This window comes from Kribbella sp. NPDC026611 (genome assembly GCF_040638345.1).
Classification (GTDB): Bacteria; Actinomycetota; Actinomycetes; order Propionibacteriales; family Kribbellaceae; genus Kribbella.
Map to the genome: position 1 here is coordinate 261,691 of NZ_JBEZYC010000009.1, position 13,717 is coordinate 275,407.

Sequence of the window (13,717 nt, forward strand, 5' to 3'; positions counted from 1 at the left end):
CATCGTGCATGGTTGACCCCTCGGCTGGGTATCTTTCCTTCATGGAAAGAAATACCTTGGTGCGGGCGCTGACTCGGGCGACGGTCGCGCTGGTCGGCGACGCGCAGCGCGGGATGGCCCGGGCGTTCGATGTGCCGCGGGTGAACGTGTTACGGGTGGTCGGGGCTGAGGTGCAGCGACCGAGTGTGATCGGAGAACGGCTGGGGATGGCGCCGTCGTCGGTGACGCGGAACATCCAGGCGCTGGAGGATGCCGGGCAGGTGACGGTCGAGATCGATCCCGATGACGGGCGAACCTGTTTGGTGTCGGCGACGGCGGCCGGTCTCAGCGAGTTGCAGCAACTCGACGACATCGGGGCGACAGTCTTCGGTGCGGTCGTCGAGGACTGGTCGGACAGCGACATCAAGACCCTGACCCGCCTGCTCGAGCGCCTGACCAGCGACTGGGCCCAGCGCGGTCCGTCGGCCCGCCGCCGCACCCGCCCTACCACCAACCCCCGCTGGCGCCACCGCCCCGAACCAGCCGATGAGCGGGACTGATCAGGAGGTGTTGGGTTTATGAGTACTGCGACCAGGATGCGGGGGCGGGACGCGGTGTGGGTTATGCGGTGCTTGGCGGGGTTGGTGGTGTTTCAGGTGCTGATTGCCTGTCTGCTCTTTGCCAACCGGGAGCGGACGATTGACGAGTTCGCCGGGCATGGGTTTGCGCCGACGCGGGACGCTGCCGAGGGAGCGGTGTACGGCGCTCTGCTTGTTCACCTACTGCTTGCGGTGTTGGGCGGCCTGTTCGCGGTGATTGTCGGACGGGCGGAGCGGACGACGCGGGTGCTTGTCGCGATCTATCTCGCGGCGACGGCTGTCGGCGGCGTGGCCGCGATGCGGTTGCCGGCGCAGACCTACCTGTCCCCCATCGGTGTGCTGCTGGCGCTCGGGGCGCTGTGGTTTTTATGGAGATCATCCCGGACGGAATAGTTTCGTAGCGGATCACCTTGTCATAGATTATGAGCATTGAGATCGGAGTCATCCTGCCGACGTCCACGCCGGATCCGAACCGGCCGATTCTGGGAGACGTGCGAGCGAGTGCGCGGTATGCCGAGGAGCTGGGGCTCGACTCGGTCTGGTCCACTGATCATCTGATCGCGAGTGCGCCGATCCTGGACAGCACGGTGGTGCTGGCGACCGCCGCGGCGGTGACCGAGCGGATCACCGTCGGCTTCAACGTGATGCTGCCGGCGCTCCGGCCGGTGGCATGGGCGGCCAAGCAGGTCAGCACCCTGCAGTTCGTGTCGAACAACCGGGTCGTGCTCGGGGTCGGAACCGGCAACCCGGCGCACGGCGACATCGGGTGGTCTGCGGCCGGTGTCGAGTTCGCGGACCGTGGACAGCTGACGGACGAGTCCCTGGCGGTCCTCCCGGACCTCATCGCCGGTCGCCCGGCAACCCTCAGCCCGAGCCTGATCGCCGGCCGCGTGGAGACCTCCGCAGCGGCGGGTGGGCTCGAGGTGACCTTGGCGCCGGGTTCCGCGGTGCCGCCGATTGTTGTAGCGGGCAACGGAGTGCGGGCGTTGCGGCGGGCGGCGAAGTACGGCGACGGATGGGCGACGATCGGGATGTCGCCGGACGAGGTCCGCGCGAACCTCCAGCGCATCGCGGAGCTCGGAAAGCAACTGAAGGCCACCGTCATCGCGCCTCAGCTGGACGGTAACCCGGTGGAACAGCTGGTCGCCTACGAGGCCGCCGGTGTTGAACGCGTGATCCTCGTTCCCTCCGGCGACTGGCGCCACGACTACGAACAGGCCGCCGAGCTGCGCGCCAACTCGAGATAATCCAGGCGGCTACGCTCGAGGCATGGCTGGGGTGATCGTGGTCGGGGTGGGTCCCGGAGTCGGCGTTGCGGTGGCCAAACGGTTCGCTCGGGAGGGGATGAGCGTTGGGCTGATCTCTCGGTCGGAGCAATCCCTGAAGGCGGCGGCGGAGCAGTTGGCGGGCGCGGACCTGCTCGCAGTCGCCGCCGACAGCACCGACGAGCCGGGGCTGCGGGCCGCGCTCGACCGGATCGTCGAGACGTACGGCGTGCCCGAGGTCGCGGTGTACAACGCCGCGGTGATCCAGGCGGACGCGATCGGCGACCTGACCGCGCAGCAGCACCTGGATGCCTGGGCGGTGAACGTCGTCGGCGCCATCACGACCGCTGGTCATCTGCTGCCGGCCATGGCTGAGCGTGGCAGAGGAACCTTCCTCGTCACGGGCGGGATGCCCGTGCCGAAGCCGGCGTACGCGAGCCTGTCACTGGGCAAGGCCGGACTTCGCATCCTGGTGACCCTGCTTCACCAGCAGTACGGCTCCGCCGGCATCCACGCTGCGAGCGTCACGATCGGCGGTGGTGTCGCCCCCGGCACCGCCTGGGACCCCGACGACATCGCCGACCACTACTGGCGGCTGCACGCGCAAGCAGAGCCGGACTGGCTGCACGAGCTGGTGCTCTAGCCCGACGGCTTCAGGAGCCCACGGTTGTAGGCGGCGGCCACCGCGGACGCCCGGTCGGGGGCGCCGAGCTTGGCGTAGATGTTGAGCAGGTGCGTCTTCACCGTGGCCTCGCTGATGAACAGGTGCTTGGCGGCCTCGCGGTTGGTGTTGCCTGCGGCCACCAACTGGAGGACCTCGAGCTCCCGCGGACTGAGCAGCTCCGGTGCCCGGGGTGTGCGGACGTGGTTCATCAGCGTGTTGGCGACCGACGGCGCCAGCACGGATCGGCCCTCGGCCGCGGCCTGGACCGCGCGGAGCAGCTCGTCGCGCGGTGCGTCCTTCAGCAGGTAGCCGATCGCGCCCGCCTCGATCGCGGGGACGACGTACCCGTCCGTGTCGTACGTCGTCAGCACGAGCACCTTCGCCGTGACCCCGCGATCGGCCAGCAGGCTGATCGCGGACAGGCCGTCCAGGCCAGGCATCTGCAGGTCCATCAGGACCACGTCAGGACGCAGCGCCTCGGCCAGCCGCACCGCCTCCGCGCCGTCACCCGCCTCGCCGACCACCTCGAACTCGGGTTCGGCCGCGAACATCCCGCTCAGCCCGTCCCGGACGATCGGGTGGTCGTCCGCGATCAGCAGCCGGATCATGCCGGCGCTCCCGGCGTCGGGACCCGTGCGGAGATCGCCGTACCGGATCCCGGCTCGGACTCGATCTCGAGCGTGCCGTTCAGCGCCTCGACCCGCTGCCGCATCGCGACCAACCCGAAGCCGCCACCGGCTGAGGTGGTCCGGTGGGACGGGTCGAACCCGACCCCGTCGTCGCGTACGTCCAAGGCAACCTCCCTCTCCAGGTACGACAGCGTCACACCGACCCGGCCGGCCTGTGCGTACTTCGCCACGTTCGCCAGCGCCTCCTGCGTCGCCCGCAGCAGCGTCGACTCTGTCTCCGGCGTCACCACGCGCGGCGTACCGGTGGTCGTCAGTTGTCCGTCGATCCCGTGCAACGCGGACCACCGCCGTACGACGTCTGCGATGGCCTCGCTCAGCGTTGCCGACTGCAGCGCCTGTGGACGCAGCGCGTGGACCGATCGCCGCGCCTCGGTCAGGCTCTCCCGGGCGAGGCCGACCGCGGCCGTCACGTGCCGGCGCCAGTCGGCCGCGTGCTCGGCGGCCTGGAGCTGGGTCACGATTCCGGTCAGGCCCTGCGCGATGGTGTCGTGGATCTCCCGCGCCATCCGCTGCCGCTCGTCGGTGATCCCGGCCTCCCGGGCCTGGGTCAGGAGCTGCTCGTGCAGGCCCGCGTTCTCGGCGAGTATCGCCTCGAGCCGCCTGTTGGTCTCCGTCAACGCGTCCACCGCCTCCTGGCGCTGCTGGCTGAGTTGCTCGCTGCGCTGGCCCACCCACGCGGCGAGACACATCCCGGCGACGTTCACTCCGATCACCGCGGCGCACCCGAGCAGGCCGAGCACGGTCGTCTTCGGGATGTCGTACGACTGGGCCCACCCCGCGATGACCGCGACCGCCCCGATCCCGATCAGCTCGCCCGGCCACTGCAGCAGGATGAACGTGTAGAAGTAGCCGGCCGGGGTGAGGAAGCCGAACCACGGGTCGCGGACCACGAGCACGGCCAGCAGTAGCACGAACCCGGCGATGAAGACCGCCATCGGCCGGTGCCTCGTCCGCCACGCCGGCCGGAGCGTGAACATCCCGAGCTTCCACAGCCCGACCAGCGCGCACAGCACCAGATCGACCGCCAGCGACCGGGGCTGGTCGCGCTTGATGGCGACAGTGACCACGACCAGTGCCGCCAGCAGAACGTACGGCGCCACCGTCAGCCGCCGCGGCCACACCTGCTCGCTCATTCAGCTAGTGAACACCGAGCGGAGGTGCTTGCCGTTGACCAGCAGTACGACGCCGAGCAGCAGCAGCCCGCAGACGCCCTGCTCGATCCGCATCCAGACCGGGAAGACGCCCGGCAGCGCGATGATGACCACGATCGCGACCAGCATCACCGCCGAGACGATCCGGAGCCGGAGGTACCCGCGCCGGGATCCGCGGGCGGCCCGCCGGGCGAACAGGAACGTCAGCACCGAGCTGGCGACCACGATCGTGCCGCGGGTCCAGACCGTGTCCGTGACCACCGACGAATGGTTGCGCAGGGCAATGATGGCGACGAGGGTCAGTACGCTGACCGCGAGGTAGCCGGTGACCAGCAGTTGCACGCTCCGCAACGCCGCGGCGCTCCGCGGGTGCCGTACGTCGGCCGTCGATGACATCGTCGTTCTCCTTCCGAGGGGACTTCCGTCTGCTTCGACGATCCCGCCCGTCCCCTGCTCCGCACATCGCCCGCGCAGCTCCACCCGCCTCCACCGATCGGTTGATTCCAGCCTCCGCGTCGCAGAGGATCGTTGCCTTGAGCACCTACTTTCCGTGTCAGTTCTATCCCGGATTGTCACGAGGCGTTTGCGGCTGCGTGCAGATGTCCGGACAAGCCTGGCGGCGGAGGGACCGGTCGGCTGATCGTCGTTGAGGAAGCGCAATCGACGAGGAAGAGATCGAGTCAGCCGGTCGACCACGGGAGGGTCCGGACGCGTGCTCGAGACTTATCGCGGCATCCCGCATCTGTTGGACACCTGGCTCGTGCTCACCGGCATGACCCTGCCGATCGCCATTTCGTCGCTCCGTCGGCCCGGCGCGCTGGTCCCCCGGCTGGCTGCATTCTGCGGACCGGCGGCCTTCGCGCTGGTGATCGCGGCGACGCTCAGCCCGACCGCGCACCGGCTCGGGCAGGTCGGCCAGTGCGGTACGCACCTGACCACGACCGGTGGGCTCACCTCGCTCCAGGGCCTGCTCAACGTACTGCTCTTCGTGCCGGCCGCCAGCATGCTCACGCTCGCCAGCGGCCGACCAGGTGACGGCATTGCCGCCGGGATCGGGATGTCCGCTGCTGTCGAGGCGGTCCAGGCGCTGATCCCGCAGCTCGGCCGGTCCTGCCAGTTGCACGACCTGATCGCGAACTCGGTCGGCGCGTTCTGCGGGGTCGGGGTCGCGGCCGGGCTGCAGTCGCTGACCCGCACCCGCCGGCTGGTCGCCGTACCGGTCATTGTCGAGCACGCGGCGGTCCTGGTCTCGCGGCCTCCGCTCGGGGTCCGGCCGGCGCTCGTCACGGCCAGACGGCCGGCCGCGGGGAGATATCACAGAACGAATACACAGTTATCCGGATAGTTATCCACAGGTTGTGGATAGGACCGGGGATGACGCTGCGGTGACGCGGAGTTATCCACAGGCTCAGGGGCGAACATCAAGCCCGAGGCTCGCCGCGACGACCATTGCCTGGGTGACGTCGATCCGGGCGTCCCGGAGCGTGACGGTCAGTGGGTCGAGCTGGGAGAGGTCGGAGCCGCGCAGGTCGGCCCCGGAGAAGTCGGCCCGCTGCAGCGAGGCGCCGGACAGGTCGAGGTCCCGCAGCACCGCCTTGGCTGCCTTGATGCCGGTCAGATCGGCTTCGCGGAGCTTCACGCCGGTCCACTCGGTGCCCTTCAGGTCCGCGCCCGGGAGCGCGGTGAACGACCAGTCGCCGCCGGTGACCTTCATCAGGTTGTACGTGCAGTCGTCGAACGCCGTACCGACGAACTTGCACCGGGTGAACGCGGTGTCGAACAGCGAGCAGCGGACGAACGTGCAGTTCACGAACGCGGCCTCGGTGTGGGTCGAGGCGTTGAACCGGACACCGCGGAACGTGCACTCCTCGAACACCCCGCCGCGGTTGGCCACCTCGGTCAGGTCGGCGTCGATGAACTGCACCTTCGAGAACGTCTGCCCGGACGGGTCGGCGTCGTCGTCCCACTCCCGGACGGTCGACTCGGTCGGCAAGGCGGGTCTGATGGCCATGAGGCCCACCCTGCCATCTCCTGCCGACACAGTTGTGATGCTGTCGGCGGGCAACGGAGGGGCGAACGACAAATAGGGATCGCACGATGGAGGGGTGACCGGAACTGAGCGGGTGATGGTGTTCGGCGCGGGAGGCTTCCTCGGCGCCAGGATCTGCGCGCTGCTCGCCGAACGCGGCGTCGAGTACCGCGGGCTGAGCCGGAGCCGGGGTGAACCGTACCGGCGCTGCGACCTGTCCACGATGCACCCGTACGCCCTCGACACCCAGATCGGCATGTACAAGCCGACCGTGGTCGTGAACGCGGTCGGCGCCACGCTGGGCGAGCCGGCCGACCTGGTCCGCGCCAACGTGATCGCGGTCGAGGCGCTGCTCGCGTCGATCCGGGACAACGCCGGTCATGCCCGGTTCGTCCAGCTCGGCTCGGCCGCGGAGTACGGCGGTGGACCGCACGGCACCAGCATCGACGAGCAGACGGCCCCCCGGCCGACCGGTCCGTACGGCGTCACCAAGCTGGCCGGCTCCGAGCTGGTACTGCGGGCGCAGCGGGGCGGCGCGGACGCCGTCGTACTCCGGATCTTCGACGTGATCGGACCAGGTGCGCCGGAGAGCACGCTGACCGGACGGGTCATCCGGGACCTTCGCTCGCGGCAGCTGATCGAGGTGGGGTCGCTGGACGTCTGGCGGGACTTCGTGGACGTCCGCGACGTGGCCGAGGCCGTGGTGGCGGTCGCACTGGCCGATGCCAAGCCGCCGCCGCTGCTGAACGTGGGCACCGGCCGGGCGACGCTGGCACGAGATGTGGCCGGTTCGCTGTTCGAGCTCAGCGGTAAGCCGGCCACGATCGTCGACGACACCGGCCAGGAGGGCATGCTCGGTGCGCCCTGGCAGCAGGCGGACACCAGCCTGATCGGCGAGCAGCTCGGCTGGTCGCCCAAGATCGCGCTCGACCAGTCCCTCGCCGACAGCTGGGCAGCAAACTGACCCTGTGGATATCCGCTCGCTCAGCCAGCCCGCTCCGGATCGCCAACCGCCTTCGGTCAACGAGGACCTCGTCCTGACCGGACCTGACTTCGCAGTGGTGCTGGACGGCGCCACAGCGCCCAGAGGCGTCGAGTCCGGCTGCATCCACACCGTGGCGTGGCTGGTCGGCCAGCTCGCCGCTCAGCTCGCACCACCGCTCCTCACCGCATCAGCGGCACCCCTCACCGACCTGCTGGCCGAGGCGATCACCGGAGTACGCGCTGCTCACGTCGGCACCTGCGACCTGACCAACCCGGACAGCCCGTCGTCCACAGTGGCGATGGTCCGCGTGCAGCCGGCATACGTCGAGCACCTGGTCCTGGCTGACTCACCGATCGTGATGCGCTCGCCGGGAGGTGCGGTGACCGTGTACAGCGACGACCGGATCGACCTGCTCCCCGAGCGCACGCTCGAGGCGGTCAGCCGGCTCCGCAACCAGGCAGGCGGCTTCTGGGTCGCCAGCACCGACCCGAAGGCCGCGTACCAGGCAGTCACCGGTCGCACTGACCTGGCGGCGGTCGAGGTCAGCGCGCTGCTGACGGACGGCGCCTCGCGCTACAGCGAGCGCTACGGACACAGCTGGGACGAACTGGTCGACGTACTCATTACTGAAGGACCACGGGGTCTGGTGGACAGGGTCCGTGTGCACGACTCCGAGTCGACGCCACGGTGGAAGCGGTACGACGATGCGAGCGTGGTACTGCTTCAGCGGCCGTAGGACGGGAAGTTGGGACCGTTGTACCGCGGGAAGTACTGCGGTGGCGGGGTCACGTCCTGCACCGTCGGCGCAGTCGCCCGCTCGTGCTGCCAACCGGTGACCTGGAGCATCAGGAGCGAGGCAGCGATGCCGGCCAGGATCAGTAGGACGGTCGCGACCGTGAAGCCGATGTTGACGGCCAGCGCGACCCGGACCATGAAGTCCTGCAGGTCGTAGATGTCGACGTAGTCACCGGTCGCGTCCGCGGCGTCCGCCGCGTCGACCAGCCGGACGATCCAGACGATGAAGCCGACCAGCCCGACCGTGCCGCCGCCGAGCAGGATCACCCAGAAGCCGGTCCAGGTGCTCCACCAGCCGTAGAGCAGCGCGCGCATCCGGCCGGACCTGGCGGCGCCCTCGGTCGGTTCGCTCGCGGTGGCGACGTCCTGGACCACCTGCAGCGGGTACCAGAACTGCACGATCGGGCAGAACCAGGCGCCGACCATCCAGCCGGACGCACGCCGGTGCAGACCGCGCGGCGGACCCACAGGTGGTCGCGGCGCGAGCGGCGAGTGCAGGTACTCCGTGTTCTCGCGCGCCTGCCAGAGCCAGATCAGGAAGGCGATACCGGTGCCCATCAGCAGGTAGGTCACCACGTTGAGGAGCGGTCCGGTGCCGGCGACCGACCTGATCCCGCTGTCGATCTCCTCCTCGGACAGCAGCCCGTACACGAACCGTTTGACGTCGTCGTACGAGCTCCAGAGCAGCGCCGACTGCACGATCGCCGCGACCACGGTCAGCCCCATCAGCACGATGCTGACGATCGCAAGCTTCCGCAGCGGCCGGTACCGCGGCAGCACCGGTTGGTACGGCTGGTACGGCTGCGGGTAGTACTGCTGCGGCTGGTACGGTCCCGGCTGCTGTGGCTCTGGCTGCTGTGGCCCTGGATAAGGCTGCGTCACCTCTCCACCTCCCCGCAGCCCAAGTTAGCTCACGACAGGTGAATCAGACGGCGGCGAACGCCGCACGGACCGCGGGCAGCGCCAGCTCGCGGTCCGCGGCCGACAGCCCGATCCGTGTCCGCCGATCGAGTACGTCGTCCTCGGACAGCGCACCCTCGTGCCGTACGGCGAACCGCAGCTCGGCGTACGTCGTCCGCAGCCCTGGCGCGATCGGCTCGCGCAGCTCCGGTGGACCGGCGATCACCTCGGGCGCCTCCATGCCGTACCGCTCGACGAACCGCGCCGGCGCATGGACAGCCGCCAGCCGGACCCGGTCCGCCGCACCGACCAGAGGGATCCGGTGCGTCTCGCACTGCCGCTTCACGTCCACGTCGGACTGGTCGAGCGCGGTGTCGAGGGCGTCCGCGGCCATCCGGCGGTACGTCGTCAGCTTCCCACCGACGATCGTCACCACGCCGTCCGGGCTGGTGATGACTGCGTGCCGGCGGGAGATGTCCGAGGTCCGGTCGCCGTGTCCGGTGTCGAGCAGCGGCCGGAGACCGGCGTACGTGCCGAGCAGGTCCGCGCGGGTGATCGGCTCCCGGACGGCCGCGCTGATCGTGTCGAGCAGGAAGTCGATCTCGGCCTCGGTCGCGTGCGGTACGTCGCTGACCGGGCCGGGCGCGTCCTCGTCGGTCAGCCCGACGTACACCCGGTCGTCCGGCGCCGGGATCGCCATCACCGCGCGCCGGATGTCGCCCGGCACCGGCACGGTCAGCACGGCGGACAGGCCGCCGAAGACGGACTGTGGCAGGACCAGGTGGGTGCCGCGGCTCGGGCGGAGTTTGATGCCGGAGGCAACTTGGTCGGCCCAGATGCCGGTCGCGTTGATCACGATCCGGGCATCGAGCGGGAACGAGGACCCGGTCAGCTGGTCGACGAGCACCGCGCCGCGGCCGGTGACCTCGGTCGCCGCGACCCGGGTGAGCACCCGGGCGCCGTACTGCGCCGCAGTCCGCGCGATCGCGACGACCAGTCGCGCGTCGTCGTACAGCTGGCCGTCCCAGATCAGGAAGCCACCGCGGAGTCCCTGCGGGCGCAGGGTCGGCGCGTACCGGAGCAGCTCGGACGAGGTGACCCGGCGGGAGTGCGGCAGGTAGTCGTCGCTGGTCCGTGCGACCGTGCGGAGGACATCGCTGCCGAGGAACGCCGACCGAACCAGCGCGGCCTGGGCGAAGTTTGCCTGCGGCAACCATGGCGCGATCTGCGGGACCGGGTGCACCAAGTGCGGTGCGGTGGTCTTCATCAGGATGCCGCGCTCGACCGCGCTCTCGTACGCGATCCCGACGTGGCCGGAGGCGAGGTATCGCAGGCCGCCGTGCACGAGCTTCGAGCTCCAGCGGCTGGTGCCGAACGCCAGGTCGTGCTTCTCCACCAGGGCAACGGACAGGCCGCGAGCAGCCGCGTCCAGGGCGACGCCGGTGCCCGTGACACCGCCGCCGATCACCAGGACGTCCACCGCGCCGGTCGTCGCGAGCTGGTCGAGCTCGCGGGTACGGCGGACCGCGTTCAGGCTCGCGTTGCCGATGGCGATCACGGCGTCAGGTACCGGGTGAGCATGATCCGCAGCTCGTCGTCGAGCTTCGAGTACTCGTCGCGGGAAGCCATCACCGGACCGGACACCGCCGAGGCCAGCGCGACCAGGATGATCTGCCGCGCCAGCCAGACCGGGTCGCCCGCGCGGACCGAGCCGTCGGCCTGACCCTGGCGGAGACCCTCCTCGACGAGCGCGAGGTGCGCGACCGTGCTGCTGCCGCGGCGCTCGAGCAGGTACGGCGTGAGGAACTCGGGGTCGAGCTCGATGATCTTCCGCATCAGCGGGTGCACCCGGGTCTGCGCGACCACCTCGACCACGCCCTCGACCAGGCGGGACCGGCCGTCCGCGGCGTCCGGCTGGAACGCGGACACCAGGGCGATCGTCCACTCGCGGGTCATCAGCGCGGCGACCACGGCCTGCACGTTCGGCCAGCGCCGGTACAGGGTCGCGCGGGAGACCTCGGCGTGCCGGGCGATGTCGGCCATCGTCATCCGGCGCATCCCGATCGCGAGCAGGAGCTCGTAGGCGGCGTCGAGGATCCGCTCCTCGCCGATCGCGTTCGCGGGAGCCGGGCGGGAGCCGCTCTCCGGCGCTGGTTCCGGTGTCGCTTCGCTGCTACGCTGAGACATCACACGTCAGAGTGTATCAGCGACTGCGCCGTCCAGGAATGCCGCAGCCCGGAACTGTCGACGACGCTACCTCGCAGCACCACCGAAAGGGAGCCACCCATGACCGAATCCGACCTCCCGGTGGCCCATCTCACCCCCGGCCGCTGGGGCGACCCGAACCACCAGGTCGAGGTCCCGCAGGCCGCCCTGGACGCCCTCAAGCACCTGGGTGTACGCCGCCCACCCGCGCACCCCGCCCAACCCCAGCCCGAGCCCGACCGCCCCGGCCTGTCTGCGGACCAACTGTCTTTTCTCGTCTCAGTGCTGGGTGAGCAGTACGTGTCGACTGACGTGGACATTCGTTGGGCTCACACGCGGGGGTACTCGACGACGGACCTGCTTCGGTTCAGGGCGAATGACCGCTCCGACATGCCGGATGCGGTGATTTTCCCAGGAACGCATGAAGAGGTGCTGGGTCTGCTTGCCGGTTGTGGTGAGCATGGTCTGGCGGTGGTGCCGTACTCCGGTGGGACCTCCGTGGTGGGCGGGCTCGCGGCCAATCGCAGGTTCGTCACCGTGGATCTTCGAAGGCTGGATCAGCTGACCGAGCTGGATGAGGTCTCCAGAACAGCAATATTTCAAGCAGGTGTACGAGGTACAGCCGCCGAGAAGCTGCTCGCTGACCGCGGCTACACGCTCGGGCATTTCCCGCAGTCCTACGAAGGTGCCAGCATCGGCGGTTACGCGGCGGCCCGCTCCAGCGGTCAGTCGTCCGCCGGCTACGGCCGGTTCGACCAGATGGTTGTCGGGCTGACTCTCGCCACTCCGCGCGGCACGATCAAGCTCGGCCGGGCTCCGATGTCCGCCGCCGGCCCCGACCTCCGCCAACTCGTCCTCGGCTCCGAGGGCGCCTTCGGCATCATCACCGAGGTGGTCGTCCGCGTCCGCCCGCGCCCGACCGAGCGCCACTTCGAAGGCTGGCGGTTCGACAACTTCGCGGCCGGCCTGACCGCGGTCCGCCGCCTCGCCCAGGACGGCCCGCTCCCGACGGTACTGCGGCTGTCCGACGAGGTGGAGACAGCCGTCAACCTGGCCGACCCCGACGTCCTGGGCGGCGGATCCGGCGGCGCACTCGCGATCATCGGCTGCGACGGCCCGTACAACCAGGCCACCGCCGACGTCCTCACCGACGCGGGCGGACAAAACCTCGGCGAGGGCCCAGGTGAGACCTGGCGGGTCGGCCGCTACCGAGCGCCGTACCTCCGTGACCCGCTGCTCGACGAAGGCGCGCTCGTCGAAACCCTCGAGACAGCCGCCTTCTGGTCCCGCATCCCCGCGCTCAAGTCCGCTGTCACCGAGGCTCTCGTCGATGCGCTCAAGGACACGCCACCCCTGGTCCTCTGCCACATCTCCCACGTCTACGAGACCGGCGCATCGCTCTACCTCACCGTCGTCTGCGCCCAGACCGGCAACCCGGTCGAGCAATGGCGTACGGCGAAACGCGCCGCCAGTCAGGCGATCGCGGACGCCGGCGGGACCATCTCGCACCACCACGGCGTCGGCACCGACCACCGCGACGCCTACGAGACCGAGATCGGTCCGCTCGCGGTGGAAGCCCTCAAGGCGGTGAAGCACACGCTCGATCCGGACGGCGTCCTCAACCCCGGCATCCTGCTCTCTTGACCTCAAGCTTGCTTGAAGTATGACAGTTCGAGGCATGACTCCTGATTCCTCGAACCGTCCGGTCGCCCTGATCACCGGTGCGTCCGCCGGCCTCGGACTGGCGTTGGCGCACGGACTGGCCGACCGCGGCTGGACCCTGGTGATCGACGCCCGCGGTGCGGGTGCGTTGAAGGACGCCGCCGACGCGCTCGCCAACCGCACCGACGTCGTACCGCTGGCCGGTGACGTCACCGACGCCGACCACCGCGCCGACCTGGTCGACGTGGTCAACCAGCTCGGCCGTCTCGACCTGCTCATCAACAACGCGAGCTATCTGGGGCCGAGCCCGCTGCAAGCACTCGCAGCAGCCGACCTCGACGAACTACACCGCGTCTACGAGGTCGATGTACTCGCGCCGCTCGCACTGACTCAAGCACTACTGCCGGCGTTGACCGCTGCCAACGGTGTGCTGCTCAACATCAGCTCCGACGCGGCCGTCGAGGCCTACGAGACCTGGGGTGGCTACGGCTCGGCCAAGGCTGCGCTCGACCATGCGAGCCGGGTCCTTGCTGCGGAGCACCCGCAGCTGGCTGTCTACGCGGTCGATCCGGGCGACCTGCGGACGGCGATGCACCAGGCCGCGTTCCCCGGTGAGGACATCTCCGACCGGCCCGAGCCGGCGACCGTCGTACCCGCGTTCCTGCAGCTGCTCGACAGCCGGCCCGCGAGTGGGCGGTACCGCGCGGCGGAGTTCGCGCCGGCGGTGACCTCGTGAGGGTGCACCCGCACACCCGCTTCGTCCTGCCCGACGCGCTCAACGCCAGCGAACCACC

Annotated in this window: 16 protein-coding genes; 9 read left to right on the plus strand and 7 right to left on the minus strand. The window is 69.8% G+C overall.

Going from position 1 to position 13,717, the window contains the following annotated elements:
- Positions 1 to 41 precede the first annotated feature (41 nt).
- From AB0E69_RS32620 to AB0E69_RS32635, 4 genes are read left to right on the plus strand one after another with little or no spacing between them, the layout of a single operon-like run.
- Complete coding sequence (locus AB0E69_RS32620) at positions 42 to 539, plus strand: MarR family winged helix-turn-helix transcriptional regulator (protein ID WP_360154976.1); 498 nt, start codon at positions 42 to 44, stop codon at positions 537 to 539.
- A gap of 18 nt (positions 540 to 557) precedes the next feature.
- Complete coding sequence (locus AB0E69_RS32625) at positions 558 to 971, plus strand: hypothetical protein (protein ID WP_360154979.1); 414 nt, start codon at positions 558 to 560, stop codon at positions 969 to 971.
- A gap of 29 nt (positions 972 to 1,000) precedes the next feature.
- Positions 1,001 to 1,825: an LLM class flavin-dependent oxidoreductase gene (locus AB0E69_RS32630; protein WP_360154982.1), complete on the plus strand. Its 825-nt coding sequence runs from the start codon at positions 1,001 to 1,003 to the stop codon at positions 1,823 to 1,825.
- A gap of 22 nt (positions 1,826 to 1,847) precedes the next feature.
- Positions 1,848 to 2,486 (plus strand): SDR family NAD(P)-dependent oxidoreductase, encoded by a 639-nt coding sequence (locus AB0E69_RS32635; RefSeq protein ID WP_360154985.1) that lies wholly within the window; start codon positions 1,848 to 1,850, stop codon positions 2,484 to 2,486.
- Here the strand turns inward: AB0E69_RS32635 and AB0E69_RS32640 are convergent.
- The 3 genes from AB0E69_RS32640 to AB0E69_RS32650 are packed head-to-tail and all read right to left on the minus strand — an operon-like array spanning position 2,483 to position 4,743.
- Positions 2,483 to 3,115, minus strand: a complete 633-nt coding sequence (locus AB0E69_RS32640) for a response regulator transcription factor (protein ID WP_360154988.1) — start codon at positions 3,113 to 3,115, stop codon at positions 2,483 to 2,485. The two genes, AB0E69_RS32635 and AB0E69_RS32640, sit on opposite strands and share 4 nt — an antisense overlap.
- Complete coding sequence (locus tag AB0E69_RS32645) at positions 3,112 to 4,329, minus strand: sensor histidine kinase (RefSeq protein WP_360154991.1); 1,218 nt, start codon at positions 4,327 to 4,329, stop codon at positions 3,112 to 3,114. The genes AB0E69_RS32640 and AB0E69_RS32645 overlap by 4 nt, the downstream gene beginning before the upstream one ends.
- Positions 4,330 to 4,743, minus strand: coding sequence for a hypothetical protein (locus AB0E69_RS32650; protein ID WP_360154994.1), 414 nt, complete (start codon positions 4,741 to 4,743; stop codon positions 4,330 to 4,332).
- A gap of 316 nt (positions 4,744 to 5,059) precedes the next feature.
- Between AB0E69_RS32650 and AB0E69_RS32655 the strand changes: the two genes are divergently transcribed.
- Complete coding sequence (locus tag AB0E69_RS32655) at positions 5,060 to 5,692, plus strand: VanZ family protein (protein ID WP_360154997.1); 633 nt, start codon at positions 5,060 to 5,062, stop codon at positions 5,690 to 5,692.
- A 63-nt stretch (positions 5,693 to 5,755) separates the two neighbouring features.
- Here AB0E69_RS32655 and AB0E69_RS32660 read toward each other — a convergent pair whose 3' ends face one another.
- Positions 5,756 to 6,358 (minus strand): pentapeptide repeat-containing protein, encoded by a 603-nt coding sequence (locus AB0E69_RS32660; RefSeq protein ID WP_360155000.1) that lies wholly within the window; start codon positions 6,356 to 6,358, stop codon positions 5,756 to 5,758.
- Positions 6,359 to 6,452: 94 nt separating this feature from the next.
- Here AB0E69_RS32660 and AB0E69_RS32665 point away from each other — a divergent pair, with 94 nt between their 5' ends.
- Positions 6,453 to 7,340, plus strand: a complete 888-nt coding sequence (locus AB0E69_RS32665) for an NAD-dependent epimerase/dehydratase family protein (RefSeq protein ID WP_360155003.1) — start codon at positions 6,453 to 6,455, stop codon at positions 7,338 to 7,340.
- Between the two features lie 4 nt (positions 7,341 to 7,344).
- Positions 7,345 to 8,097 (plus strand): protein phosphatase 2C domain-containing protein, encoded by a 753-nt coding sequence (locus tag AB0E69_RS32670; protein ID WP_360155008.1) that lies wholly within the window; start codon positions 7,345 to 7,347, stop codon positions 8,095 to 8,097.
- Here AB0E69_RS32670 and AB0E69_RS32675 read toward each other — a convergent pair.
- From AB0E69_RS32675 to AB0E69_RS32685, 3 genes are read right to left on the minus strand one after another with little or no spacing between them, the layout of a single operon-like run.
- Positions 8,085 to 9,038 carry a DUF4328 domain-containing protein gene (locus AB0E69_RS32675; protein WP_360155011.1) on the minus strand — a complete coding sequence of 318 codons (954 nt, stop codon included), beginning with the start codon at positions 9,036 to 9,038 and terminating at the stop codon, positions 8,085 to 8,087. The genes AB0E69_RS32670 and AB0E69_RS32675 overlap by 13 nt on opposite strands.
- A gap of 43 nt (positions 9,039 to 9,081) precedes the next feature.
- Positions 9,082 to 10,614, minus strand: coding sequence for a glycerol-3-phosphate dehydrogenase/oxidase (locus tag AB0E69_RS32680; protein ID WP_360155014.1), 1,533 nt, complete (start codon positions 10,612 to 10,614; stop codon positions 9,082 to 9,084).
- Positions 10,611 to 11,243 carry a helix-turn-helix domain-containing protein gene (locus tag AB0E69_RS32685; RefSeq protein ID WP_360155017.1) on the minus strand — a complete coding sequence of 211 codons (633 nt, stop codon included), beginning with the start codon at positions 11,241 to 11,243 and terminating at the stop codon, positions 10,611 to 10,613. Before AB0E69_RS32685 ends, AB0E69_RS32680 begins: the two co-directional genes overlap by 4 nt.
- 99 nt (positions 11,244 to 11,342) lie before the next feature.
- Between AB0E69_RS32685 and AB0E69_RS32690 the strand changes: the two genes are divergently transcribed.
- Both AB0E69_RS32690 and AB0E69_RS32695 read left to right on the plus strand, forming a co-directional pair.
- On the plus strand, positions 11,343 to 12,905 hold the full coding sequence (locus AB0E69_RS32690; protein WP_360155020.1) for an FAD-binding oxidoreductase: 1,563 nt from the start codon (positions 11,343 to 11,345) through the stop codon (positions 12,903 to 12,905).
- A gap of 34 nt (positions 12,906 to 12,939) precedes the next feature.
- Positions 12,940 to 13,659: an SDR family oxidoreductase gene (locus AB0E69_RS32695; protein ID WP_360155023.1), complete on the plus strand. Its 720-nt coding sequence runs from the start codon at positions 12,940 to 12,942 to the stop codon at positions 13,657 to 13,659.
- Positions 13,660 to 13,717 lie beyond the last annotated feature (58 nt).